The sequence below is a fragment of the Novosphingobium sp. TK46 genome, from assembly GCF_055361525.1.
Genome location: NZ_CM143963.1, coordinates 1,633,678 through 1,658,606, shown reverse-complemented (window position 1 = coordinate 1,658,606; position 24,929 = coordinate 1,633,678). Strand labels below are relative to the sequence as shown.

The following is a 24,929-nucleotide window of genomic DNA, read 5'->3' as shown; positions in this document are numbered from 1 at the left end:
CTGTGGGATGACGAAGTAACCTGGATGGAGAGATTTTACGGTTGCCTTCCTCAACGCGCACCCGTTTAAACACACGAGGCCGAACCGCCGACCAGAGCCCATCGCATAAAGACCATAGCGAGCCATCCGCCGTTCGGATTATCTTAGGAACAAATGATGACCCTTCCAACGTTCGCACAATGGTTGGCTGACCCAGGGGCCCCAATGGTCAAACTCTCTGATGCCAGTGAGCTCAAGAGCTGGATCGGCGGTGTCTATGGCGATCATGGCGTCGATTCGATCATCAAGGCATGTCGAGACCTATTCAGAGAGGAAAGTCTGTTCATGGCGTTTCAAATGCGCAAGAGCGACGATATCCTCGGCGCTTGGCTGGTGACCTCTGTAACCGATCGAGTCGACAAGCCCGCCACCACGCTGAACTATGTCAGCTTCAAAACGACCGACGCCTATCTGTGAGCACCGCCAAGTGCCCTTACTTACCTCTTATGTGCCACCTGCTGGCAGTGACGGCACCCCCGCTCGGCTGCCTCTGCCTCGTACCACCCGACTGCAACAAAGACGGGCTGCAGAGCCTGATAGCGGAAATCTCGGATCTCGGCTGGCTGCCCGGCTCGATCGACCCTCGCAGGTATAGCGCAGGTCGGAATTTCTGACTTTCCCACGTGAAAGCGCCTCCACTAGGAAACGACCCAATTGCGACCTCAGGTCAGACTGGGATAAGGTTGGGTCGTCGACAAAAGAGCAGCACCCGCCGTACAATAACGTAAGGTTATCAAGGGGGTGAGAAGATCCGTGACTAGCCTTCGTAATGCGGGGGTCACAGGTTCGAGTCCTGTAAGCGGCACCACCTTCTTAAAGGCACTTCCACAAGGCAACCCGGCACGGACCGGCGGTTGGGCCTTGAAGCATCCATCAGTGCTAGAGCGGCTCTGCTCAGGCGTGTTTCGCCGGCGCGCGGCAGGCCCATAGGCGTCGCGTTGAGCAGCGCAGCAACGTCATGCACGGCAAAATGCGTGAAGCAGACCGTCATCGCTTTCTGAACCGAACTGCTGTGACCTTCGCCAAAGCAAAGCGGCAGGAAGCACGAAGCCTCGCGGTTTCAGGCTTAGAGGCCCTCCCTCTGTGGCATGGACGCCAATACCAAGGAGGCGGGCAGGCCGATCACAGCGCTGGCTCCCGCGCGGGTTCGACGATGTAAGCGGTTGGAACCGCTGGTTTCTTCGGAAGTTGGTTTGGCTATGGAAAGCAAAGCGACAGCGCCCTTTAGAGACAGCCCCAAAGGCAACGTGGCGCTGCTGATCATCGATATGATCAGCGCGTTCGATTTCGAGGGCGGGACGGATCTGCGCGACAAGGCGGCCACGATCGTCGATCCCATCCTGCGCCTGAGGGCGGATGCCGAGGCCCGCGGCTGCCCCGTGATCTACGTGAATGACAACTTTGGAGAGTGGCACTCCGAAAGATCACGTCTGATCGAGCATGCGCTGTGTGGTGAGAACCCGGTCTCGACGCGGCTCAGGCCAACCGATGCGGATTACTTCATCATAAAGCCGCAGTTCTCCGGTTTTTACGCGACCAACCTGCCGGTTTTGCTTCCCAAGCTTGGTGTAAGCCGCCTCATCCTTTCGGGCATCTCGACCGATATCTGCATACTGTTCACCGCCGCCGATGCGCACATGCGCGACTACGATCTTTGGATACCGGCCGACACGGTGGCGGCGGATGCGGATGACCGAGGGCGCTGGGCCCTCGACATCATGGCCAACAGCATGGGAGCGCAGGTCGCGCCGACGAGTGACCTGCGCGTGGCCGACTGGATTGGTGATGCGAGCTAGCCCACACGGATGATCGGTCCGGACAGGCAGGTCACCCCTCGATCACGGTCAATCCCGGCTGATCGAAGGCGACTCCTGATACGCTGTCACGAGCACCGTAGTCATCGCGATGCTTCGTTCGCGCACATCGACGTTTCCGGGCTGAGTGCCCTTCAACTTTCGGCCGCGAGTTTCTTCTCCACCAAAGGCTCTACCTTGCCGACGATCACGTCGATGCCTTGCGCGGTGGGGTGGACGTGGTCGGCCTGCATCAGGCGGGGGTTTGTCACCACGCCATCCAGGAAGAACGGATAGAGCGCGGCGTCGTACTTCTTGGCCAGGTCCGGATAGATCGCATTGAAGCGATCGGCATAGTCCGCCCCCATGTTGGGTGCCGCGATCATGCCGGTCAGCAGGATCGGGATGCCACGGCGCTTCAGCTCCTCGCAGATCGCGGCGAGGTTGGCGCGGGTCTGGCTGGGATCGATGCCGCGCAGCATGTCGTTGCCGCCAAGGTTCACCATGACGAGGTCGGGTTTGCGCGAAAAGCCGTCGAGCGTGAACGCCAGCCGCCGCTGCGCCGCCGCCGTGGTATCGCCCGAGACGCCGGCGTTGCTGATGGTCACCGCGACGCCCTTGGCTTTCAGCGCCTGCTCCAGCTTTGCGGGAAAGCTTTGCTTGGGGCCAAGCCCATAGCCGGCATAGAGGCTGTCTCCGAATGCAACCACCAGTGGCGCGTCGCTGGCCTGTTGCCACGACGCGGCGGCGCTGGTCGGCATCGTCGACGTGGCTTCGACCGTGGGATTATTCTCGTTCGAACACCCCCCCAGCCCTTGGAGGAGAAGCAGTGCGCCCGCATATGGGACCAGCCTGTTGATCAAGGAACTCTCTCCACCGATGCCAGATGATGCAACAGCGGATGTGGCCATCCGTGCGACCAATGTCACCCTGACGCTGGGCACGCGCGAGGCGCCGACACAGATTCTTCATGGCATCGACCTGGAAATCGCGCGCGGGGCCAGCGTCGCGATCCTGGGCCCGTCGGGTTCGGGCAAGTCGTCGCTGATGGCGATCCTCTCCGGGCTGGAGCAGGCGAGCGGCGGCGAGGTGACCGTGGCGGGCGTGTCCTATGGCTCGCTGGACGAAGATGGGCTGGCGCGGGCGCGGCGCGGACGCGTCGGCATCGTGCTGCAATCGTTCCACCTGCTGCCGACGATGACCGCGCTGGAGAACGTCGCTGTGCCGCTGGAACTGGCTGGCGTGACAGACGCATTCGCCCGCGCCGAGGCGGAGCTGCATGCGGTCGGCCTGGGCCATCGCACCGGCCACTACCCGGTGCAGCTTTCGGGCGGCGAGCAGCAACGCGTGGCGATCGCCCGCGCTGTCGCGCCGCGCCCGACCATTCTGTTCGCCGACGAGCCGACCGGCAACCTCGACGGCGCCACCAGCGGCGGCATCGTCGACCTCCTGTTCGACCGGCAGCGGGAGGCCGGCGCAACGCTGCTGATCATCACCCACGACCCCTCGCTGGCACACCGCTGCGACCGGGTGCTGACGATGGCGGATGGCCGCATCGTCTCGGATACGACCACTTGAACACGCCGACCCTGGCTTGGAGCGAAAGCTGGCGCATCGCCCGGCGCGATCTCACCGCTGGCTTCCGGGGCTTGCGTCTGCTGCTGGTCTGCCTGTTCCTGGGCGTGGCGACGCTGGCGACGATCGGCAGCCTGACCGCCGCGATCACCAATGAGCTGGCGGCGCGCGGGCGGGTGCTGCTGGGCGGCGATGTCGAAGTGGCGATGACCCAGCGTCAGGCCTCGGCGGGCGAGCATGCCGCGCTCGCCTCGCAAGGACGGGTTAGCGACACTATCCGCACTCGCGCCATGGCCCGGCGCGCAACGCCGACAGCAGGCGCTCCCGATGCGGTGCTGACGGAGCTCAAGGGCGTCGATGCGCGCTATCCGCTCTATGGCACGTTGCGCTTGGCACAAGGCACGTACCGCCCCCTCTCACCCGACACGGTGGTGATCGACCGTTCGCTGTCCGAACGCCTGCTGCTGCGCCCCGGCGACACCTTGCGCTATGGCGAGGCGTCGTTCCGCGTCGCCGGCATCATCGCCGCGGAGCCCGACCGTGTCGGCGAGGGCTTCACGCTTGGCCCTGTCGCGATCGTCTCGATGCAAGGGCTGCAACGCACCGGGCTGCTGCAACCCGGTGCGTTGTACGAGACCAAGTACCGTATCCGTTTGGCGCCTCAGGCCGAGCCCAAGGCCGTGATCGACCGGCTCGAGGCCCGCTACGGCGCCCAAAGCTGGGAGTACAAGGACCGCAGCCGCGCGGCTCCCGGCGCGGTGCGCTTCTTCGAACGCATGGGGCAGTTCCTGGCACTGATCGGCCTCGCCGCGCTGGTGATCGCGGGGATTGGTGTCAGCAATGGCGTCGCCTCGTACCTGGGCTCCAAGCGCGGCAGCATCGCCACGCTCAAGGTGCTGGGTGCGACCTCGTCCGACATCGCGCGCATCTACCTGCTGGAGATCGGCGTGGTGGCGCTGGTTGGCGTAGGCGCTGGGCTGGTGACGGGTGCGCTGCTGCCGCTCGCCTTGGTTCGGCTAGCGCGGGACGTGCTGCCGGTCGCCCCCGGCTTTGGCCTCCATCCGCTGCCGCTGCTGACCAGCGCGGTCTATGGCCTGCTGATCGCGCTGGCCTTTGCACTTCCGCCGCTCGCCCGTGCGCGGTCGCAGCCGGCGGCGGCGCAGATGCGCGGCGGTGTCGAGGCGAGCGGACGCATCGATCGCCGCACGGTGCTGAGCGTTGTCGCCGCCGGAGCACTCGTCGTCGCGCTGGCGCTCGGCACCGCGCGCGAGCCGCTGTTTGCCGCGGCGGTGCTGGGCGCGGTCGCCGCCGTGCTGCTGATCCTGCTCGGCATCGGCGCGCTGATCCGCCGCTTCGCCGCGCGGCTTCCCCGTCCGCGCCGTCCGTTGCTGCGGCTGGCGCTGGCAAACCTGCATCGCCCCGGCGCGCAGACGGTGGCGCTGGTGATCGCGCTGGGTTTGGCGCTGACGCTGTTCGTCACGCTGGCCGCGATCCAGACCAGCCTCAACACCGAGATCGCCCGCGCCGTGCCCGAGCGTGCGCCCAACCAGTTCGTGCTCGACATCCCCTCCGACCAGCGCGCCCGCTTCGTCGGCGTGGTGAAGCGCGATGCCCCCGAGGCCAAGCTCAACATTGTGCCGTCGCTGCGCGGCACCATCGTCGCCTACGACGGCAAGCGCGTGGCCGACATGGAGCGCTTGCCCGAAGGCGCCTGGTTCCTGCGCGGCGAGCGCGGCGTGACCTATGCCGCGACCCTACCGCAGGGCAGCGAACTCACCGCCGGGCAATGGTGGCCCAAGGATTACAGCGGCCCGCCCCTTGTCTCGCTCGACCAGGCGGCGGCCAAGGTGCTGAACATCGGCGTCGGCGACACCCTCACCGTCAGCATCCTCGGCCGCGAGATCGAGGCGCGCATCGCCTCGCTACGGCAGATCAACTGGGACACGATGGGCTTCAACTACGTGCTGGTGTTCTCACCCAACACGCTGGTCGCGGCGCCGCACAGCCTGACGTCGACGATCGAGATGGACGACCGCCACGAGGGCGCGGTCAGCCGCGCGCTGCTCGCCGCCTTCCCCTCCGCCTCGATCATCGCGGTGAGCGAAGTGCTGGGCCAGGTGCGCACGATCCTGGACCAGATGGCCACCGCGATCCTGCTCTCCGCCTCGGTGGCGATCCTCGCTGGCATCGCGGTGCTGGTTGGCGCCATCGCCGCCTCGCGCGTGGCACGCAGCTACGACAGCGTGATCCTCAAGACGCTGGGTGCGACGCGCTGGCAGATCCTGGCCGCGCAAGGGCTGGAGTACGCGCTGCTCGCCGCGATGCTGTGCCTGCTGGCACTGGGGCTGGGCAGCGCGGCGGCCTGGTACGTGATCGTCGAGGTCTTCGCCTTCAAGTGGGCGCCTGACTGGGGCGTGGTGCTGGCGACGCTCGGCGCGGGCGCGGTGGTGACGCTGGGCATCGGCCTGCTCGGCTCCCTGCCGCTGCTGGCGGTGCGGCCGGCCAGCGCGCTGCGACGCTTGTGAAAATCGCGACCTACAACGTCAACGGCGTCAACGGCCGTCTGCCGGTGCTGCTGCGCTGGCTGGAAGAGAGCGCGCCCGACGTCGTCTGCCTGCAGGAACTCAAAAGCCCGGACGATAAGTTCCCCGCCGAAGCCATCCGCGCCGCCGGCTACGACGCCATATGCCACGGGCAAAAGAGCTGGAACGGCGTCGCCATCCTCAGCCGCGTGGGCGAGATCCACGAAACCCGGCGCGGCCTGCCCGGCGATCCCGACCCGTCGCAAAGCCGCTATCTGGAAGCGGCGGTCAACGGCGTGCTGATCGGCGCGCTCTACCTGCCCAACGGCAATCCCCGCCCCGGTCCCAAGTTCGACTACAAGCTCAGATGGTTCGAGGCGCTGGTCGCCCATGCGAAGGACCTGCTCGCCTCGGGCCTGCCGGTGATGCTCGCGGGCGACTTCAACGTGATGCCCACGACACGCGACGTCTACAAGCCCGAGCGCTGGACCGATGACGCGCTGTTCGCCCCCGAAGTGCGCGACGCCTTTGCCCGGCTGGTGGCGCAAGGCTGGACCGATGCCTTGCGCACGCTTCATCCCGACGAGACGATCTACACCTTCTGGGATTATTTTCGAAACGCCTATGGCCGCGATGCCGGATTGCGGATCGACCATCTCCTCCTGAGCGCGCCTGTTGCCGCGCGGCTGGTCGGGGCAGGCGTCGATCGCGACGTTCGCGGGTGGGAGAAGACCAGCGATCACGCTCCCGTCTGGGTTGAGCTGGGACCTGACCCCGCGGTGCGCGACCCCGCAAGATAGCCAGAGGCCCGGGGTCGCCATCGCGAAACGATGCCCTTAAAAGGACCATTGGCCGTAGGAACAGCAGGTAGATGGTAGAAAGCAAGGTTGGCGATCGCAGCAGGCTCAGCCGATGGTGGGCGATCTGGGTCGTCGGTGGCGTCGATCACGACGCGGTTCTCCAGCAGATCGCCGAAGATTCCGGCTGGTCGGGGCGCTATGCATTTCTGATCGTCATCTCGGCGGCGATATCGCTCCTGGGGCTGCTGATGCCTTCGGTCGCCGTGCTGATCGGCGCGATGCTGCTGTCCCCGCTGATGATGCCGATCATCGGCTTGGGCTTTGGCATCGCCACGGTCGACACGCACGAGATTCGCCGCGCGGCGACGGCGCTGCTGCTGGGTTCTGCGATCGCTATCGCGCTGTCGGTGGTGTTCGTTACGCTGTCGCCCATTCAAACGATCACGAGCGAGATCGCCGGTCGCACACGACCGACCCTGTTCGATCTGCTGGTCGCTCTGCTTTCAGCGGTGGCGGGTGCTTATGCGCTGATCCGCGGCCGGGGCGGCGCGGTCGTGGGAGTCGCAATCGCGATCGCGCTGATGCCGCCTCTGGTGGTGGTGGGCTTTGGCATCGCCACGCTGAACTGGACGGTGTTCGCCGGCTCGCTGCTGCTGTTCCTTACCAACGCGGTGACGATCGCGCTGACCGCCGCCCTGGTTGCGCGCGTGTATGGCTTTGGCAGCCATCTGTCCCCGCAGCATACGGGCTGGCAGCTGATCCTGTTCATAGTCGGGCTGGGCATCCTGTCGGTTCCACTGGGCGCCGCGCTGCGCCAGATCGCCTTCGAAGCGGTCGCACAGCGCCAGGTGCGCGAAACCATAAGCGCGCGGTTCGCCAAAGCGTCGCGTCTTGGCCAACTGGACATCGATTATGCCGCGGAGCCGATCCGGATACGCGCTGTCGTACTGACCCCGCAACTCGATGCCAGAGCGGACAGGGATCTTGCAGCGGACCTTGGGCGACGCCTCGGCCGCGCGATCGATCTGCATGTCGATCAGCTTCGGGTGGAGCCGGACGGCGGCGGCGTAGAAGCGGCGCAAATCGCACGGGCGAACAGCACTGGCGCGAGCAGCGACGCGGACAACCGGGAGCAGGCGGTGGCCGACCTTGCGCTTATCGCCGGAGTCGACCCGGCCACGATCCGTGTCGACATGCCGCAGCACACTTTGCGCGCGACAGCGGGCAGTCTGCCGGGCCTTGGCATGGTGGGCTACCGTGAACTGGAATTGCGAGCCACCCGGGCATTGCCGCGATGGACGGTTCGCCTTGCGCCCCCCACCGGCGTCGCGCTTCCGGAACTGAAGCTTGTCGAGGGCGTGATCGACGGACAAGCGCTCGACGCGATCGCCTGGGCATCGGCGAGATCGCAAGACACGGTGAGCATCGTCGGCGGAACGTCCGCCCAACGCCAGGCGATTGCCAACGGCATCGTCGATCGAGGCGGACAGGCTGCCGCAGGGGCCGCCCGAGGCACCCTTCGCGCGCAATGGGCATCGCCTGCCGGTGCGGACGCCGCTTCCGAACAGCCATAGAACGTCCGTAGATGAAGCCAAGTCAGCAGCAGCAGCCTTAGCGATTCACGCCGGACGGCATCTGTTGGCTGGAGCAATGGAACGAGCCGCCGCCTGCCAGCACCGCGTCCGCCAGGATGCCCACGGTGGCGCGATCGGGGAACAGCTCGGCGATCGCGGCTACCCCTTCGGCATCGTGCACCGTGCCATAGGTGGGTACCACCACCAGCTTCGAGGTGACGGCGAAGTTCATGTAGCTGGCCGGTTCGATCCGACCCTCCGTTTCCAAGCGGCCGGGTGACGGCACCTCACGGACGTGCACTCCCGATGCTTCGGCACGCGCCTTGGCATCGGCGTAGATCCGGGCATTCGGATCGTCGGCACCGGTGGCGCGCGGCAATGCCAGCGTGTTCGGCCCGACAAAGCGAGCCAGATTGTCGACATGGCCGTCGGTATGATCGTTGATCAAGCCGTCCCCCAGCCACAGCACGCGCTCGAAACCAAGATCGCGATGGAGCCGGTGCTCCAGATCGACGCGCTTGAGGTGGGGGTTGCGATTGGGATTGAGCAGGCACTGCTCGGTGGTGACGACGAGGCCGGTGCCATCCGCATCGATCGCCCCGCCCTCGAGGATCCAGTCGCCGGTGGTGACCTTCAGGTCGGCGCTTGCGGCAAGGTCGGCGCCGATCTCCTGATCGCCGTCCATCAGGTATTTGCCGCCCCAGCCGTTGAAGCCGAACCGCCTGGCACTCAACCGGCCTTGATCATCGGCCACCACCAGCGGTCCGGTGTCGCGCAGCCAGACGTCACCGTAACGCCGCTGTTCGAGCGTCACGGCCGCCGAGCACAAGGCCGCCGCCCTCGCCCGGTTCGCCTCGTCACGCACGATCAGGCGCACCGGCTGTCCGCTGTCGGCGACCGCGTTGGCAAACAGCGCGATCTGTTCCTGCGCGCGGCCAAGGAAGCCCGGCCACTCGACTGGATCGTGCGGAAAGCCGATCCACAACCAGTCTTGCGGATGCCATTCGGGGGGCATGGTGACGGCGGTCATCGCTCAGCTCCCGCTTTCAAGAGCGGCAGCATGCATGCGCCCGTTCACGACATAGCCCGCCACGCCCGCGCGATGCGCGGCCAGCGTCGCCTCGTCGAGATCGCGCACGAACTTGGCGGGACGGCCCATCCACAGCTGCCCTGCGCCGATGACCTTGCCTTGCGTCAGCATCGCGCCCGCCGCGATCATGCCGTCGCTTTCGATCACGCATCCGTCCATCACGATCGCCCCCAGGCCGACGAACGCACGGTCCTGCAGGATGCAGCCGTGGACCATCGCCATGTGCCCGATCAGCACGTCATCGCCGATGATCGTCGGAAAGCCATCCGGGCTCGCCGGCTTGGGACTGTCGCAATGGATCACGCTGCCATCCTGGATGTTGCTGCGCGCGCCGATGACGATCCGGTTGACGTCCGCGCGGATCACACAGTTATACCAGATGCTCGCTTCGGCTCCGATCTCGACATCGCCGATGATGCGGCATCCCGGGGCGATGAACGCGCTGGGATGGATGCGCGGCGCCTTGCCATGGATCGCCGCGATCGTGACGTCGCGGCGTTGAGAGATATCGGTCATCGTTTCCCCACGATATTGCGCCAGCGGATATAGGGCAGGACCGAGGCATGGTCATCCGTCCATGCGGCGCCCTGCGACGGCTTTGGCGCCCTCCATTCCAGCTTGCGGCTGCGCGCCTGGAGGAACGCCAGCTTCTGCCGATCACGCGACAGCGCCACCCAGCTCGACGCCACGGTCAATCCGCCGGAGGGAGCGTCGAGACGGACACTGGCGGCAAGTCCGCGCTTGGCGGCGATGGCGGCCAGGACCGGTTCCAGCTCGATGTAGTTGTTCGAAATGTGGACGAGCAGCAGCCCACCGGGGCGCAGCGCCCGTTCATACACGCTGAACGCTTCATCGGTCAGCAGATGGAGGGGGATCGCGTCGGACGAAAAGGCATCGATCACCAGCATGTCGAAGCTGTACGGCGGGGTCGCCTCCAGCTTGAGCCTGGCATCGCCAACGACGATGCGTGCGTCCGGCGCGCAAGCGTTGAGGAACGAGAACGTGCCCCGACGCGAATAGCGCACGATCGCGGGATCGATCTCGAAGAAGGTCCAGGCCTGACCGGGCCTGTGGCGACACGCCAGCGTTCCCGAACCGAGGCCAACCACTCCGATGCGCGCATGCGGGCCGAACATGGCCGGCGCGTTATCGAGGGCCAGGCCGACGCCGGAGGTATCGCCATAGTACGTCGTCGGCTCGCGAAGGCGGCCCGGTTCCAGCGACTGCTTGCCATGCAGCGTCGTCCCGTGAACCAGCAGGCGGGTGCGCTCCTGCTGATTGTCGTACACCGAATAGATGCCGAAGTAGCTGCGGGTGCGGTGATGGTCGAAAGTCTCGCGGATCGTCGAATACCCGCCTTGCGCCACCATCATCGCCAGCAAAAGCGCAACGAAAGCCCAACGCCATGGCAGCAACAGCAAGCCGATGCAGGTCAGCATCAGGCGCAGGAACAACTGCGTGAACTCGGTGCCCTTGTCCGTGCTGATCGCCATCAGTTGCGTGTTCAAGAAGATTGCGATCACGACCAGCACCGCGAGCGCGAGGCGGGACATGCCCTTGTCGAGCCCCGCCAGCCTCGTCCAATCCAGCCGTGGCGGCAGCGGCAGAAGCAGCGCCGCGGCAAGAATGAGGATCGGATGCTCCCACACCCAGTCGAACACCTCGGGTGCTATCAGCGCCGTGAATATGCCACCCAGCGCGCCACCCGCCGACATCACGAGATAGAACAGCGTCAGGCGCGAGGCACCGGGGCGCAGATCGTACATCCGGGCATGCAGCGCCACCGCGACCGCGAACAGCAGCAACAGCGTCAGCACCGCGACGGCCATGGTTCCGGCCGTGGCCGAGATCATGGCGAAACTGCCGGCGAACAGCAGCAATGCCGGCGTGGCAAAGGTGATGGCCCGCGCGGGGCTGCGCCATTCGGCAAAGGCCACGACGAAGCTTAGCAGATAGAGTCCGAGCGGGATCACCCACAGCAGCGGCATCGCGAATACGTCGGTCGTCAGGTGCGTCGTGGTCGATAGCAGCAGGCCCGACGGGACGGCCGATAGCGCCAGCCATGTCATGATGCGCCGGACGCCGACCTTCTCATCCGCGTCATCCTGCATCACGACCGGCGCGCCAGTGGTCACTTGCCAGCGCGATCGGGCCGCCAGTGCGACGAACACGAACAGCACGCCGTAACCGATGCTCCAGGCGAGGCTCTGCGCGTGAAGCGACAGGAACGGCTCGGCCAGCAACGGGTAGGCGATCAGGCCGGCGAAGCTTCCCAAGTTCGATGCGGCATAGAGCGCCCAGGGTGCGCCGGCCCGCGGATCTGCCGCGAACCAGCGCTGCATCAACGGTGCCTGCGCCGCCATCACGAAGAACACCGGGCCCACGCTCGCGATCAGCAGCAGCGGCACCCACAGCACTTCCCACCCTGGAATCGGATCAGCCAGATCGGCAAGCGCGATCGGAAGCATAAGCGCGCCGGCGGCGAGCAGTGCAAGGTGCACGATCGCCTGCCGGCGCAGCGGAAAACGGGACAGTGCGTGAGCGTAGCCGTAACCCGCCAGCAGCAGCACCTGGTACACGACCATGGCGCTGTTCCAGACGTTCGGCGCGCCGCCGAGAGTGGGTAAGGCCATGCGCGCAACCATCGGCTGCACCATGAATAGCAGGAAGCTGCCGACGACGATGGTGGCGACGAACAACCCGCGTCCTGCCGAACCAATCATCGCTTGCGGTCGCGCCAGCGGTCGACGGTGATCGACCAGACACGTTGGTTGGGCGGTTCGAAGCGTGCGTCTTCGTAATCCAGATCCTCGCGCCGGGTCATACCCAGCCCCAGCATCAACCCCCAACTGCCGGTGTTCTCGACGACGGTGAAGGCCGCCACCTCTTGCGCCCCGAAACGATCGAATGCCGCATCCAGCGAGGCGGTCGCGGCTTCGCGCGCATAGCCCCTGCCCCACGCATCCTCGCGCAGGCGCCAGCCGATCTCGAAGCCGCCAAGATAGGGACTGCCGGGTGCGTCATCACGCTTGAGACCGCAGAAGCCGAGCACCTCGCCGGCCAGATGACCGCCATCATCGTAGCGTTCGACCAGCCAGAAACAATACCCGAACCGCTCGTGGCTTGCGATCACGCGCGCCTCGGCGGCGGCCAGCGCGGCCGCATCCTGGGGTGCACCGAGCCAGCGCATCACCTGCGGCGTGTTCGTCACCGCGGCGACCCGGTCCATGTCGCCGGGAACCCAGTTGCGCAGGACCAGCCGTTCGGTCTCGATCCGAAAGTCAGCCATTAAGCAGACGTGCGGCATGCGCCGCATGGTAGGTAAGCACGCCCGAGCAGCCCGCGCGCTTGAACGCCAGCAGGGTTTCCAGCACCATCGCGTCCCGGTCCGCGGCGCCTGCCGCCACGGCCGCCTCGATCATCGCGTATTCGCCGGAGACCTGATACGCGAACACCGGCACCTCGAACCGCTCCTTCACCCGTCGCACGATGTCCAGATAGGGTAGGCCCGGCTTGACCATAACGCTGTCCGCACCCTCCGCCAGATCGAGCGCGACTTCGCGCAAGGCTTCCTCGCTGTTGCCGGGATCCATCTGGTAGGTCTTCTTGTCGCCCTTCAGCAGCCCGCGCGATCCGACCGCATCGCGGAACGGACCGTAGAACGCCGAGGCGTACTTGGCCGCATAGGCCATGATCTGGATGTTGGCATGACCCGCGCTTTCCAACGCGGCCCGGATGGCACCGATGCGGCCATCCATCATGTCGGACGGAGCGATGATATCCGCCCCGGCGGCCGCCTGGTTCAGCGACTGGCCGACCAGCATCTCGACCGTGCTGTCGTTCAGGACATAGCCGGCCTCGTCGATCAGGCCATCCTGCCCATGGCTGGTGTACGGATCGAGCGCTACATCGGTGAGAATGCCGACCGCATCGCCCACCGCATCGCGGATGGTGCGGATCGCCTGGCACATCAGATTGTCGGGATTGAGCGCTTCGGCGCCATCCTCGCTACGACGCTCGGCCTGGGTATTGGGAAACAGCGCCAGGCACGGAATGCCCAACTCCACCGCTTCGCGCGCCCGATCGGCGATGCCAGGCAGCGACCACCGGGACACGCCCGGCAGCGACGCGATCGGATGCTCGCCGTCGCCCTCGGTCACGAACAGCGGCCAGATCAGGTCGGCCGGCGTAAGCACGGTTTCACGATGGAGCGCGCGGCTCCAGGCGGTTGCGCGCGAACGACGCGGGCGAGCGTGGGGATAAGCAGCGGTCATGCCGATCGCTTGCCGCAAATCGATCCGCGCATCAATTGCGGTTGCGCATGTCCCTGCCGGACGCGAACCGGGGATGGCTGGAACGCCCGGACGCAAGTGGCACTGCATCGCCGCGATCGCTCAGCCGGTCGATCTCATGGCCCGACCGCTGCGGGGCCATCGCTGCCGACGAAGTGATGCTGCCTGAAGTCACGCCCGGCCTGATTGCCAGCAGCGAGGCCAGGCGCTGCTTGATGGCGCCAATCTCACGCTGATCGACTTGCGGACCTGCGGCGAAACGCAGCCCCAACGGATTGATGGTGTGCCCGCCCTGATAAGCTTCGAAGTGAAGATGAGGACCGGTCGAAAGTCCGCTGGAACCGACATAGCCGATCACCTGCCCCGCGCTGACATGAGCGCCGGGGCCGACCGCGATGCGGCTCATGTGACCATAACCGGTGCCGTTGCCGCCACCATGTTCCAGCCGGACATAGTTGCCGTGGCCGCCGTGCCGTCCCGCGAACGAGACGATCCCGTCGGCGACCGCGAAGATCGGGGCTCCGAAAGCGGCCCCGAAATCGATCCCGGAATGCATTCGCACGAAACCCAGGATGGGATGGCGCCGCATGCCGTAAACGGAGGTAATATGCCCGGCCACCGGCGCGCCGATCGCTCTTGGCTGCGCACTTGCGAGCATGTCGGCGGCAGGATCGCCGGCGCTGACCATGTCGCCGTTTCTGCCCCAGCGCAGCAACTGGAGACGAGGCTTCCCGCCCCGTTCCAGCCCGGCATAGAGCAGATCGCCGATCATGCGCTCGCCTGTCGCCGATCGCTTGTAATCGACGATGATGTCGAACGCGTCGTTTTGATAGAGATCGCTGTCGAGGCTGACATGGCGATCGATGGCGCGAAGGAAATCCTGGATCGCCGCGATAGGAGCGCCGGCGTTGCGCGCCGATCGATAGAGGCTGCTTCCGATCGGACCGCGAATGCGCAAGGGTGTCGTATCGACGGCGATGGGGTGTCGCACCAGCACCAGTTCACCACCCGCACGGGTGATCGCCAGGCCAAGATCGAAGCGCGCGCGAAAATCGATCGCCTGCAGCGCTCGCGGCGCCGCAGGCGCCGGACGCCGGCCCAGGGTGATGGCAAAGCGCGTACCCGGCACGATCTGGCCTTGCGGCACTGCCGTGCTGATCAGGCTGGCGGCGCGGGTGATATCCGCCGGACCCACACCGGCCCGGCCGAGCATTCCGGCCAGCGTATCGCCCTGCCCCAACGTGGCAACGAGCTGCTGCGACGGCCGCTCGGGTACTCCTGTGACCCGGCGAACGCCTGCCGTTGGCCCCATATGCCGACCACTGTCGCCAGCGAAGGCGAGCGGCATGATCATCTGGCTGCGAAATTCGTCGCGAACCGCGCCGTCCGCCGGCAAGGCCAGCGCCGCCTCGACCTGCGAGAAATCAGGCCATAGCGACAGAGCGAAGATGCCCAGGCCGAGCATCGTCCCCAGCCCGCGCCACCAGCGCCGGCCTCCGGCATCCTGTCTGAGATCCAGGGCGAGGTCGATCCGCGTCCACAGGTTCCTGGCGTAGGCACGCCATGCGGGCGATGGCCGATCCGGCGCACCAGACCCTTCCTCGGGCTCGCCAACGATTTGTGCTCGCACGAGTATCGCCGGTCGTCGAGCGTCGATCGCGCCGTGCTGAAACTGGCCAGGTCCCTTGAACAACCACTCGTCCCGATCGCACGCCCCCGCGGACGTTCACAGTTCCTCCTGTTGCCGCAGCAAGGTTAACATCCTCTCAAACGCAGGGATTTCGGGATCGAGGATAGCGCCGCCGCGACAGCTGCTTTCGTCGGGAAGCGCCGGCATCGGCGCACGTGCTTAATTTCCCCAGTTCCACGATGAGCGGATTCCCGTACGCCTTGCGGGGGCGGTCGGGCAGTGCCACATCCTTAACACGATGGTTGACCCACGAACCGCCGACGCTCGTTATCGCGATACGAGTTGTGTCCGCGCCGTTCTCGGACCTACGAACACGGGCAAGACCCATCTCGCGATCGAGCGCTTATGCGCGCACTCCAGCGGCGCGATCGGGTTTCCGCTGCGATTGCTCGCGCGGGAGGTCTATGATCGGGTCTGCGCGATCAAGGGCGCCAACCGCGTCGCGCTGATCACCGGCGAGGAACGCATCGAACCCAAGGATGCCCGGTGGCTGCTTTGTACGGCCGAGGCGATGCCGGTCGTGCAGAACAACCTCGCGTTCATCGGCATCGACGAGGCGCAGCTTTCTGCCGACCGAGAGCGTGGGCATGTGTTCACCGACCGCCTGCTGCATGCGCGCGGTCGCGAGGAGACGATGATCCTGGGCTCCTCCACACTGGAGCCGATGATTAAGGCGCTGATCCCGGGGGCCGAGATCGTCACCCGTCCACGTTTCTCGACGCTGCGCCATGCCGGCGCCAGAAAGCTGAGCCGGATCCCGCCGCGCAGCGCGATCGTCGCCTTCTCCGCAGAGCAGGTTTATGCCACCGCCGAGATGCTGCGCCGCTTCAGGGGCGGTGCGGCGGTCGTGATGGGCGCACTCAGCCCGCAAACCCGCAATGCCCAAGTGGAGCTCTATCAGTCGGGCGAAGTCGATTATCTGGTCGCCACCGATGCGATCGGCATGGGACTCAACCTGGATATCGAACATGTCGCGTTTGCCGGGTTGTCCAAGTTCGACGGCGTGCGCCAGCGGAGGCTTACCACCGCCGAGATGGCGCAGATCGCCGGCCGCGCCGGAAGGCATCAGAAAGATGGGACGTTCGGCACCCTCGCCGGCGGTCATCATGCCGCCGAGTTCACCGACGAAGAAGTCTATGCCATCGAAGAGCATCGCTTCCCGCCACTGACCCGCCTGTTCTGGCGTGAACCCGAGCCGCGCTTCGACAGCCTCAACACGTTGATCGCGGACCTCGAAGCCGGTCCGCAGCGACCCGAACTGGCCCCGGCGCCCGAGGCGATCGATCTGGCCGTGTTGAAGCTGCTGGCCGACGATCCACAGGTGGCGGACAGCGTCCGCACGCCGGGCATGGTACGGCGCTTCTGGGATGTCTGCCGCTTGCCCGATTTCCGCAGCCAGGGTCCGGAAACCCACTCACGCTTCGTCGCGCGGCTCTGGCAGGATCTGCGCCACGGAGAGCTTGGCGCCGACTACATGGCCCAGGCGATCGCGCAGCTGGACGTGACATCGGGCGACATCGACACACTGCAGGGCCGCATCGCCGCTATCCGTTCCTGGGCCTACATCGCGCAACGACCCGATTGGGTGCTCGCACGCGATGAAATGGCGGCACGCGCCCGCGCGGTGGAGGCGCGGCTATCCGATGCCTTGCATGGAAAATTGACCGAACGCTTCATCAATCGCCGCACGGCGATCCTGATGCGCAAGGTGGGCGCCGACGCGGGACTGCTGTCGGTGCGGTTGGAAGATCAGGAGGTTCTCGTCGAGGGTGAACATATCGGATCCTTGCGAGGCTTTGCCTTTCAGGTCGATCCCGGCGCCAGGCTTTCGGATCGCAAACTGCTGCTTGCCGCCGCCGAACGCCACCTTCCGGCCTTGCTGGATCGGCGCGCGGCCGAACTGATCGGTGAAATGCGCGAGGGTACCGCCAATCTCGAACTTACCAATGGTTGCGTGATGCTCGATGGCGCGCCGATCGCCAGGCTCGCGGGCAACCGGCCGCCGCTGTCTCCGCAACTGCAGGCCGAGCGCGTCCTGGATGCGATCCCGACCGAGGCGCGGAAAGAACTCGTCGCGGCGATGGAACAGTGGCTGGAACGCCTGCTACTGCCGCTTTCGCCCTTGCGCCGCATCGACGAGGCCAGCCGCAGCACCGAAGCGGGTCCGGAACTGCGGGCGCTGCTGATCGCGCTGGTCGAACATGGCGGAATGCTGGAGCGGGTCGGTTCGGGCCTCGATCGGCTCGACAAGGACCAACGCGTCCGGCTCGCGCGTATGGGCGTGAAAGTCGGTACGCTCGACATCTTCGTGCCGGCGATGTTGCGGCCCGACACCATCCGCCTGTGGCAAAACCTGCACAATCTGGACGCCACCGACACGGCGATCGGAGAGGTGATGCCGCCGGCGATCGATGCCACCAATCGCCGCCGGCCACCTGGCTATCGTAGCCTCGGCAAGCAGGCGATCCGGCTCGACATGGCGGAAAAACTGCTGCGCGAAGCGCATGGTGTGCGCTTGCCAGCCGCACGGCGCTCGTTCTGGCTGGATCCGGCCAAGGCCGTCTCCATGGGCCTGACCCACGCCAGCTACGACCGCCTGCTTCGGCTCGCTGGATTTCAGCCCGTCTTTGCGCGCCCGCTGCCAGCCGGCGCGTTCGGCCCCTCGCAGCCGACCCATTGGCGGTGGCGGCCGTCGCGTCAGCTACCGCCATCGGTCGCCCCCGCCCCGCCCCCGTCGCACAGCGCCTTTGCCGCGTTGTCAGACCTCGTACGATAGGAGGTCGCGGCAGCCGATGCGGATCGACAAGCTGCTTTGGTACATGAGGCTGGCGCGCAGTCGCAGCGTCGCGCACGCCATGGCCGAGGAAGGCCACATCCGCATAAACGGCCGCCGGGTCGAACGCGCGCATTGCAAGGTCGGGGTGGGAGACGTGCTCACGGTTCCCGTGGGGCAAAGTGTCCAGGTGATCGAAGTGCTCGCATTGCCGCTGCGGCGCGGCCCCGCTCCCGAGGCGCGGGCACAGTACAGAGTGCTTGACGGAACCGCCGCTGATCCCATAGCAGCCGGCGCAATAGATATGTTCCAGGAAGGGTTTTCGCAGCCATGACTTATGTCGTCACCGACGCCTGCATCCGCTGCAAGTACATGGATTGCGTGGAGGTATGCCCCGTAGATTGCTTCTATGAGGGTGAGAACATGCTCGTCATCAATCCAAGCGAGTGCATCGATTGTGGCGTTTGCGAGCCCGAGTGCCCTGCCGAAGCGATCCTGCCCGATACCGAGAGCGGTCTCGAGCAATGGATGGAGCTGAACGCGAAGTATTCCGCCGAGTGGCCGAATCTCACCTCGAAGAAGGATTCGCCCGAGGATGCGGACGAGTTCAAATCGATCGACGGCAAGTTCGACAAATACTTCTCGGCCGAGCCTGGCGAAGGCGACTGAACCGGCGCGCGCCGATGGCGCGCCGCCGTTCCCCGATCTAAAACCCGGCGCCCGCAGCATGTAAATGCTCTGGGCGCTGGCGATTTTATGACATCGGTGCTATATAGGCAGCAACTGCCGGGGCGTCCTGCCCTTCGGCGGTCGTTTTCTGATGAGGCACGGTTCGAAAGCACACGGTTGGAATCGCGATCTGACCGGCGGCTGGGGCATTGTCTCGGCTGGGTCGCTTATTCCCGCCGCTCGCTGCAAACCTGCCGGTGAAAGGACGATACATGGCAACCAACGCCAATCCATTCGATGTTGGAGATTATGTCGTTTATCCCAAGCATGGTGTCGGCCGTGTGATCGAGCTTCAAAGCCAAGAAATCGCCGGCATGCAGCTTGAGCTTTATGTCCTGCGTTTCGAAAAGGAGCGGATGACGCTTCGCGTTCCGGTGAACAAGATCGAGTCCATCGGCATGCGCAAGCTGTCTTCGGACAAGACCCTGCGCGAGGCTCTCGAAACGCTGACGGGCAAGCCCAAGGTCAAGCGCACCATGTGGTCGCGCCGCGCCCAGGAGTACGAGGCGAAGATCAACTCTGGCGATCTGGTTTCGATCGCGGAAGTGACTCGCGACTTGTTTCGCGCCGACGATCAGCCGGAGCAGAGCTATTCGGAACGGCAGATCTTCGAAGCGGCCTCATCACGCCTCGCGCGTGAGCTCGCCGCGATGGAAAAGACCGACGAACCTGCCGCGCTCAAGAAGATCCTCGCGATCCTGAACGAGCATGCGCCCAAGTACTACGACACGGCGGACACGGCCGAGACGGCCTGATCCGCTTCACCTGGCTTCCATCGAAACGGGGTCGCTTTCGCAGGAAGGCGGCCCCTTTTGACGTCTGGTCCACGGGTTGTTCATTGCCATGTCATGCCCACCGTGGCAGCCAGATCGCATGAAGCCATTCCATCCCGCGATGCTCGCCCCTCTCGCCATGCTGGCGTTATCCGGTTGCCTGGCGCGGACCGCCGTAAGCGTCGTAACCGCGCCCGTGCGTGTCGCCTCCAAGACGGTCGACTGGGCGACGACCAGCCAGTCCGAGGCGGACGAGAAGCGCGGTCGCGAAGTGCGCCGCCGCGAAGAGCAGCTCGGCAAGCTATCGCGCAGCTACGATCGGCACCGTCGCGAGTGTCAGAACGGCAATCCCAACGCCTGTGAGGTCGCCAGGAGCGAATACGCGACTATGCAGAACCTGGCGCCCGGCGTTCCTTACGAACGCCGCTAGGCGGCGGCGCGTCTCAGGCGATCGTTGATGGCGACACCGACACCCTCATTCGGGATCGGTGCCACCGCGATTCGCCCCGCCGCCGACGCTGCGGCCTGGTGAAGAGCGGCATAAAGCTGCGTAGCCGCCTCTTCCAGGTTCGCCATCGCGGACAATTGCACATGGCCGGACAAGGCGCCGAAGCCGATGAAAAACTCGTCATCCTCGGGGATCAGCACCTCGAGCCGCATGGGTTTGCCAGGTGCATAATGGCTGATCAGTTGGCCGGGAGCCTCGATAGTTTGGGTCTGCCCTGCGGACGGAGGCGATCCCAGAACCGACGTCAACTGCTCTGCAGCGATCGGACCGGGGCGCAAGATCTGCCAGGTTCCGTCGTCCCGCAGGGCCACGATCGTGGATTCGACGCCATCTTCACAGGGACCGCCATCGAGAATCATGCCGACCCGGGCGCCGAGCGATTGGACGACATGATCCGCGCAAGTCGGGCTGACCGCTCCGCTGCGGTTTGCCGACGGGGCAGCGAGAGGCAGGCCGACCGCTTCCAGCAGCCGCTGCACCACCGGGTGCGCGGGACACCGTAGAGCGACGGTCGGCAAGCCGGCGGTGACTGCCGGGGCAAGGTCTGCATCTGGTTGTAATGGCAGGACGATGGTCAAGGCACCCGGCCAGAACGCGGCCGCAAGCCGTTCGGCACGATCATCGAAGACCGCCAGCTGTCTTGCCTGCACGAGGCCGGAGACGTGAACGATCAGCGGATTGAAGCTCGGCCGTCCCTTCGCCTCGTAAATGGCCGCCACGCTTTGTGAACGATCGGCACGGGCAGCCAGACCATAGACGGTTTCCGTCGGGATCGCGACGAGATCGCCTGCGCTGAGCCGCGCCGCCGCGTCGTCGATGCCGCGCGCATTCGCCGCGATAACCTGAGGACGACTGGCCTGCATCATTGCTGGTCGCTATAGGCGCAGGCTTCGCTTGCCAAGGAAAAGCAACCCAGATGTCGCTTGACGCCCCTGCACAGGATCTTGCTTCGCTTCTCGAACGTATCGCGGGAGCACTCGAAAGGCTGGCCCCGGCAACGCCCGATCCCGTCGAGTGGTTGACCGCCCCGGCATACGTGTGGACCGGAAATGGAGCGCGCGCTGTCAACACCCTCCAAGCGCCGGCTTTGTCGCTGCTGCGCGGGATCGACAGCCAGAAAGAGCGTGTCGTCACCAACGTCACGCGTCTGGCGGATGGCTTTGCGGCGCACGACATGCTGCTGTGGGGCTCGCGCGGGATGGGCAAGTCCGCCCTGGTTCGTGCCGCCATCGTGGAAGCACAACGCGGGGACGCCCGGCGGGTCGCGCTCGTGCAGCTTGCGCAGGATGCCATGTCCTCGATGGCGTCGCTGTTTGCCGCGCTTGCCCGGCAGGATCGTCAGTTCCTAATCTTCATCGACGATCTGGGTTTCGAGGAGGACGACGCGTCGGGCCCTCGCCTGCTGCGCTCCTGGCTTGAGGGTGGAGTCGAGGCACGTCCCGCCAACGTCCGGCTCGCCGTAACCTCGAACCGCCGCGTGATCGTTTCACGGTCGATGTCGGAGCAAGATGATCCCATCAACGCACGCGACGTGGTGGACGACCGGCTCGCGCTTGCCGACCGTTTTGGGCTGGCGATCGGCTTTCACAACTGCAGCCAGGACGATTACCTGGCAATCGTGGCTGGATATGCCGCCGAATTCGGTCTGCAATGGCAGGCTGCGGACGCGATCGAATGGGCACAACGGCGCGGTGGCCGATCGGGCCGGGTCGCGTGGCAGTACATCGCGGAACTTGCCGGACGTACCGGCAAGGTCCTCTGATGCCGTCGCCTCTGTCTTAGCGCGACGCTCCACCCGTCGCCGCTGGCGAAGCGGTCTTGGGTGCGAGTGGCAGGGTCGGATCGATCAGCTCCTTTTCCGCCTTCATGTGCTCTGTCACGACCGCTTTTGGCCCGGCGGAGGGCTTGGCCCCCGGCGCCACGACACGCCACACGACGCCGCCGGTATCGTCGCTGACCAGCAGGCCGCCGCTCTTGTCCCAAGCCAGCCAGACCGGACGCCCATGCGCCTTGTCACCGCCCTGCTCCAGGAAGCCGCCAAGCACCGGGACGGGCTTGCCGCGCGGGTTCCCGTTGGCATCGAACGGGACGAAAACCACATCGTAGCCTGCTGGCGGCTTGCGGTTCCACGAGCCATGGCGCGCCACGAATGCACCGTTGGCATAGCGTTCGCCCATGCGATTGCCCGCTGCCGAAAACGTCAACCCGAGTACGGCGGTGTGCGCGCCCATCGCGTATTCGGGCTTGCGGGTGTACTCCAGCATGTAGGTGTCCATCGGCCATGTCACGCGGTCGTCGAACTTGTCTTTCCAATAGACCCACGGCCAGCCGTATTGCGCACCCACCGGTACGTTGGTCAGGTAGTCTGGCACCAGGTCAGGGCCCAGCATATCGCGTTCCTGAACCACCGCCCACATCTCGCCGGTAGAAGGGTTCCAGTCCATGCCATTGGGATTGCGCATGCCGGCGGCATATTGCCGGCGCTTACCCGTGGCGGTGTCGATCTCCCAGATCGCAGCGCGGCCCGTTTCAGCGGCCATGCCGTTGTCCGCGATGTTGGTTGCCGATCCCACCGCGACGTAAAGCTCCTTCGCGTCCGGCGTCAGCAGCAGATTGCGCATCCAGTGATTACCCCCCGCGGGCAGATCCATCAGCTGTCGCGGCTTACCCACCAGCGTCGTGGCGCCCGGCGTGAACGCGAATTCCAGCACTGCGTCGTGGTTGGCGATATAGAGCTTGCCGTTGGCATAGGCCATTCCGGACGGGGAGTGCATATCCGCCTTGCGAAAGACGAAGCGACCTTCCGCTTTGCCGTCGCCATCGGCATCGCGCAGCAACATGACGGTGTCTGGAGACGGATCGGCTGCCCCGACGCGGCCCATGAACAAGGTCATGAAAAAGCCCTTGATGCCGCCTTCGCGCCCACCAGCCGGGGCATTGGTCAACGCAACAAGCACATCGCCATTCGGCAATGTCAGCATCGTTCGCGGATGATCCAGTCCATCGGCGAAACGCGCGACCGCAAGACCCTGCCCGGGTTGCGGGGCCAGATTCGAACCCCAACCCGCTGGCTTGGCCAAGCTGACGCTGGGGATCGTCTGCGGTTCAGGGTCGACGAGCAGCGGATCGGTGCCCGTCGTGGCCAGAGTCGCCTTGTCGGAACGATGCGCCAGCTGGAAGTAGGCGAACAAGCCACCCACCATAACCGCGATGACGACCAGAACGATAAGCGCCTTGCGCTGCCAGCTTTTCATGACGGCAAAGATAGCCTTCGTCAGGCTATGCGACAACTGCCGCGTTGGCTATGCCAGCCGCCATGTTCGACTTTGCACCCCAGACGAATTTGCCCAAACCTCTCCTTTATGCGGAGCTGGCGCAGTCCGCCAAGGCTTTATGCTCCGACGAACCGGACGCGATCGCCAATATGGCAAATCTGGCGTCGTTGCTTTGGCTGTCGATACCGGACCTGAATTGGGCCGGATTCTATCGCGTGATCGGCGACGCGCTCGTGCTGGGCCCGTTCATCGGCAAACCTGCCTGCATCCGCATACCGTTCGGCAAGGGTGTTTGCGGAGCAGCCGCGGCGACGGCATCGACACAGCTGGTACCGGACGTTCATGCCTTCGAAGGCCATATCGCCTGCGACGCCGCCAGCCGTTCCGAACTCGTCGTACCGATCCTGGTGGCTGGGCGCGTTGTCGCCATCGTCGACCTCGACAGCCCCCTGCCCAGTCGTTTTGACGCACAAGACGCAGCAGGTATCGAATTGCTGGCAAGTACGATCGCACCCTTCCTGCAGCGCTGATAGTCGCACTGTCCCGGATTGCTCCGAACTGGCACAGGCCTGCAATCCTACCCGATGAGACTTGGCCAAACATGGCCTCGGATGGTAACTTTGGCGTTAAGACCGATGAACTCGGTAATTTCGATGCGAAAGGACGCCTGATGCCGCTCCGCCCTTCCCTGTCTTCTGCCGCGTCATTCGCGACGGCTGCCCTGATTGTTCTCTGCACGGGCACCGCTGCTTTTGCGGCGGATGGCGGATGGCGAAACGGCAGCTGGTACGATGACGTCGATGTCGGACCCCGACGTCCCGCACCTCCATCACGCGACGATCGACGCTATCCCGATCCGGAACCGCGCCAAGCGCCGCGTGATCTGCGAGACGACAGAACCGCGCAGGAAGAATCACGGTTCTCACAGCCAGGGGCTGATGCATGGTTGGCAGACTGTCGTCGCCGCGTCTCTGCCCGCGATAACGGGGTTGGCGGTGCTGTCATTGGTGGAGCAGTAGGCGGACTGGCCGGCAACCGTATAGCCGGAAGGCACAATCGTACCGTCGGCACTGTCGCCGGTGTAGCGGTGGGCGCGGTAGCCGGATCGGCGATCGACCGCGCGGAAGATCGCGGCACAGCGCAAGATGAGTGCGAGGCTTATCTCGATGACTATTACGCGCGCTATGCCGAGGGGCAACAACCGCAGCCACCCTACGGCTACGACCGTCCCCGATACGCCTCGGGATACGTACCGGCATATACGCCGGCCTATGCGCCCGGATATGCCTACCCCGCCGCAAATTGCTGCACTCCCGTTCAGGTTCAACCCGAATGCACGGAAACGATCGAGTATGTCTATGAGGACGTTCCGGTACCGCGCCGTACTTACCGCCGCGTCGCCAAACGCCAGCGCGTGGTCGCCGACAAGCGCATCAAGATCGTTCCCGATAAGCGCGTCAGCTTGAAGTAGGAGACTGTCCCGCAGATCGTCGAAA

General features: G+C 65.3%; 23 protein-coding genes. 14 read left to right on the top strand and 9 right to left on the bottom strand.

The genetic code is table 11. The annotated features are described in order from the left end of the window. Positions 1 to 153: 153 nt before the first annotated feature. Together ACXJ1Z_RS07970 and ACXJ1Z_RS07965 are read left to right on the top strand one after the other, a co-directional pair. Positions 154 to 456 carry a hypothetical protein gene (locus tag ACXJ1Z_RS07970; protein ID WP_463780863.1) on the top strand — a complete coding sequence of 101 codons (303 nt, stop codon included), beginning with the start codon at positions 154 to 156 and terminating at the stop codon, positions 454 to 456. Positions 457 to 1,127: 671 nt separating this feature from the next. Beyond that, the gene (locus ACXJ1Z_RS07965; protein ID WP_463780862.1) at positions 1,128 to 1,835 is read left to right on the top strand and encodes a cysteine hydrolase family protein; all 708 of its coding nucleotides are present in this window, start codon (positions 1,128 to 1,130) and stop codon (positions 1,833 to 1,835) included. A 152-nt stretch (positions 1,836 to 1,987) separates the two neighbouring features. On the opposite strand, the gene ACXJ1Z_RS07960 is transcribed toward ACXJ1Z_RS07965, so the two are convergent. Beyond that, entirely contained in the window at positions 1,988 to 2,695 is a 708-nt protein-coding gene (locus ACXJ1Z_RS07960; RefSeq protein WP_463780861.1) for an arylesterase, read from the bottom strand. A gap of 16 nt (positions 2,696 to 2,711) precedes the next feature. Between ACXJ1Z_RS07960 and ACXJ1Z_RS07955 the strand changes: the two genes are divergently transcribed. The 4 genes from ACXJ1Z_RS07955 (at position 2,712) to ACXJ1Z_RS07940 (ending at position 8,303) form a co-directional block, all read left to right on the top strand. Next, the gene (locus ACXJ1Z_RS07955; protein ID WP_463780860.1) at positions 2,712 to 3,410 is read left to right on the top strand and encodes an ABC transporter ATP-binding protein; all 699 of its coding nucleotides are present in this window, start codon (positions 2,712 to 2,714) and stop codon (positions 3,408 to 3,410) included. Next, positions 3,407 to 5,932 carry an ABC transporter permease gene (locus ACXJ1Z_RS07950; protein WP_463780858.1) on the top strand — a complete coding sequence of 842 codons (2,526 nt, stop codon included), beginning with the start codon at positions 3,407 to 3,409 and terminating at the stop codon, positions 5,930 to 5,932. The genes ACXJ1Z_RS07955 and ACXJ1Z_RS07950 overlap by 4 nt, the downstream gene beginning before the upstream one ends. Next, on the top strand, positions 5,929 to 6,729 hold the full coding sequence (gene xth / locus ACXJ1Z_RS07945) for an exodeoxyribonuclease III (protein WP_463780857.1): 801 nt from the start codon (positions 5,929 to 5,931) through the stop codon (positions 6,727 to 6,729). The genes ACXJ1Z_RS07950 and xth overlap by 4 nt, the downstream gene beginning before the upstream one ends. A 71-nt stretch (positions 6,730 to 6,800) precedes the next feature. Next, positions 6,801 to 8,303, top strand: coding sequence for a DUF389 domain-containing protein (locus tag ACXJ1Z_RS07940; protein ID WP_463780855.1), 1,503 nt, complete (start codon positions 6,801 to 6,803; stop codon positions 8,301 to 8,303). A gap of 37 nt (positions 8,304 to 8,340) precedes the next feature. On the opposite strand, the gene ACXJ1Z_RS07935 is transcribed toward ACXJ1Z_RS07940, so the two are convergent. The 6 genes from ACXJ1Z_RS07935 to ACXJ1Z_RS07910 are packed head-to-tail and all read right to left on the bottom strand — an operon-like array spanning position 8,341 to position 15,315. Continuing rightward, positions 8,341 to 9,333, bottom strand: a complete 993-nt coding sequence (locus ACXJ1Z_RS07935) for an agmatine deiminase family protein (RefSeq protein ID WP_463780854.1) — start codon at positions 9,331 to 9,333, stop codon at positions 8,341 to 8,343. Positions 9,334 to 9,336: 3 nt separating this feature from the next. Beyond that, positions 9,337 to 9,909 (bottom strand): gamma carbonic anhydrase family protein, encoded by a 573-nt coding sequence (locus tag ACXJ1Z_RS07930; RefSeq protein WP_463780852.1) that lies wholly within the window; start codon positions 9,907 to 9,909, stop codon positions 9,337 to 9,339. Continuing rightward, on the bottom strand, positions 9,906 to 12,116 hold the full coding sequence (locus ACXJ1Z_RS07925; RefSeq protein ID WP_463780851.1) for a spermidine synthase: 2,211 nt from the start codon (positions 12,114 to 12,116) through the stop codon (positions 9,906 to 9,908). Before ACXJ1Z_RS07925 ends, ACXJ1Z_RS07930 begins: the two co-directional genes overlap by 4 nt. Then, positions 12,113 to 12,682, bottom strand: coding sequence for a GNAT family N-acetyltransferase (locus tag ACXJ1Z_RS07920; RefSeq protein WP_463780850.1), 570 nt, complete (start codon positions 12,680 to 12,682; stop codon positions 12,113 to 12,115). Before ACXJ1Z_RS07920 ends, ACXJ1Z_RS07925 begins: the two co-directional genes overlap by 4 nt. Then, a complete protein-coding gene (gene hemB, locus ACXJ1Z_RS07915) occupies positions 12,675 to 13,667 on the bottom strand; it encodes a porphobilinogen synthase (protein WP_463780849.1) in 993 nt (330 codons plus the stop codon). Before hemB ends, ACXJ1Z_RS07920 begins: the two co-directional genes overlap by 8 nt. A 31-nt stretch (positions 13,668 to 13,698) precedes the next feature. Beyond that, a complete protein-coding gene (locus ACXJ1Z_RS07910; protein ID WP_463780847.1) occupies positions 13,699 to 15,315 on the bottom strand; it encodes a peptidoglycan DD-metalloendopeptidase family protein in 1,617 nt (538 codons plus the stop codon). Between the two features lie 298 nt (positions 15,316 to 15,613). On the opposite strand from ACXJ1Z_RS07910, the gene ACXJ1Z_RS07905 reads away from it, so the two are divergent. The 5 genes from ACXJ1Z_RS07905 (at position 15,614) to ACXJ1Z_RS07885 (ending at position 20,080) form a co-directional block, all read left to right on the top strand. Beyond that, entirely contained in the window at positions 15,614 to 18,151 is a 2,538-nt protein-coding gene (locus ACXJ1Z_RS07905) for a helicase-related protein (protein WP_463780845.1), read from the top strand. 16 nt (positions 18,152 to 18,167) lie between these two features. After that, a complete protein-coding gene (locus tag ACXJ1Z_RS07900) occupies positions 18,168 to 18,482 on the top strand; it encodes an RNA-binding S4 domain-containing protein (protein WP_463780844.1) in 315 nt (104 codons plus the stop codon). Beyond that, positions 18,479 to 18,817 carry a ferredoxin FdxA gene (gene fdxA, locus ACXJ1Z_RS07895; RefSeq protein ID WP_463780842.1) on the top strand — a complete coding sequence of 113 codons (339 nt, stop codon included), beginning with the start codon at positions 18,479 to 18,481 and terminating at the stop codon, positions 18,815 to 18,817. Before ACXJ1Z_RS07900 ends, fdxA begins: the two co-directional genes overlap by 4 nt. A gap of 272 nt (positions 18,818 to 19,089) precedes the next feature. Then, positions 19,090 to 19,632 carry a CarD family transcriptional regulator gene (locus tag ACXJ1Z_RS07890; protein WP_463780841.1) on the top strand — a complete coding sequence of 181 codons (543 nt, stop codon included), beginning with the start codon at positions 19,090 to 19,092 and terminating at the stop codon, positions 19,630 to 19,632. Between the two features lie 118 nt (positions 19,633 to 19,750). Beyond that, positions 19,751 to 20,080: a hypothetical protein gene (locus ACXJ1Z_RS07885; protein WP_463780840.1), complete on the top strand. Its 330-nt coding sequence runs from the start codon at positions 19,751 to 19,753 to the stop codon at positions 20,078 to 20,080. Here ACXJ1Z_RS07885 and ACXJ1Z_RS07880 read toward each other — a convergent pair. Beyond that, on the bottom strand, positions 20,077 to 21,024 hold the full coding sequence (locus ACXJ1Z_RS07880; RefSeq protein ID WP_463780839.1) for an L-threonylcarbamoyladenylate synthase: 948 nt from the start codon (positions 21,022 to 21,024) through the stop codon (positions 20,077 to 20,079). The two genes, ACXJ1Z_RS07885 and ACXJ1Z_RS07880, sit on opposite strands and share 4 nt — an antisense overlap. Positions 21,025 to 21,074: 50 nt before the next feature. On the opposite strand from ACXJ1Z_RS07880, the gene ACXJ1Z_RS07875 reads away from it, so the two are divergent. Beyond that, on the top strand, positions 21,075 to 21,920 hold the full coding sequence (locus ACXJ1Z_RS07875) for an ATP-binding protein (RefSeq protein WP_463780837.1): 846 nt from the start codon (positions 21,075 to 21,077) through the stop codon (positions 21,918 to 21,920). A 16-nt stretch (positions 21,921 to 21,936) separates the two neighbouring features. Here the strand turns inward: ACXJ1Z_RS07875 and ACXJ1Z_RS07870 are convergent, their stop codons facing one another. Further along, positions 21,937 to 23,412 carry a PQQ-dependent sugar dehydrogenase gene (locus ACXJ1Z_RS07870; protein WP_463780836.1) on the bottom strand — a complete coding sequence of 492 codons (1,476 nt, stop codon included), beginning with the start codon at positions 23,410 to 23,412 and terminating at the stop codon, positions 21,937 to 21,939. Between the two features lie 62 nt (positions 23,413 to 23,474). On the opposite strand from ACXJ1Z_RS07870, the gene ACXJ1Z_RS07865 reads away from it, so the two are divergent. Further along, positions 23,475 to 23,963 (top strand): GAF domain-containing protein, encoded by a 489-nt coding sequence (locus ACXJ1Z_RS07865; protein WP_463780835.1) that lies wholly within the window; start codon positions 23,475 to 23,477, stop codon positions 23,961 to 23,963. 416 nt (positions 23,964 to 24,379) lie between these two features. Next, entirely contained in the window at positions 24,380 to 24,904 is a 525-nt protein-coding gene (locus ACXJ1Z_RS07860; protein WP_463780833.1) for a glycine zipper 2TM domain-containing protein, read from the top strand. Positions 24,905 to 24,929 lie beyond the last annotated feature (25 nt).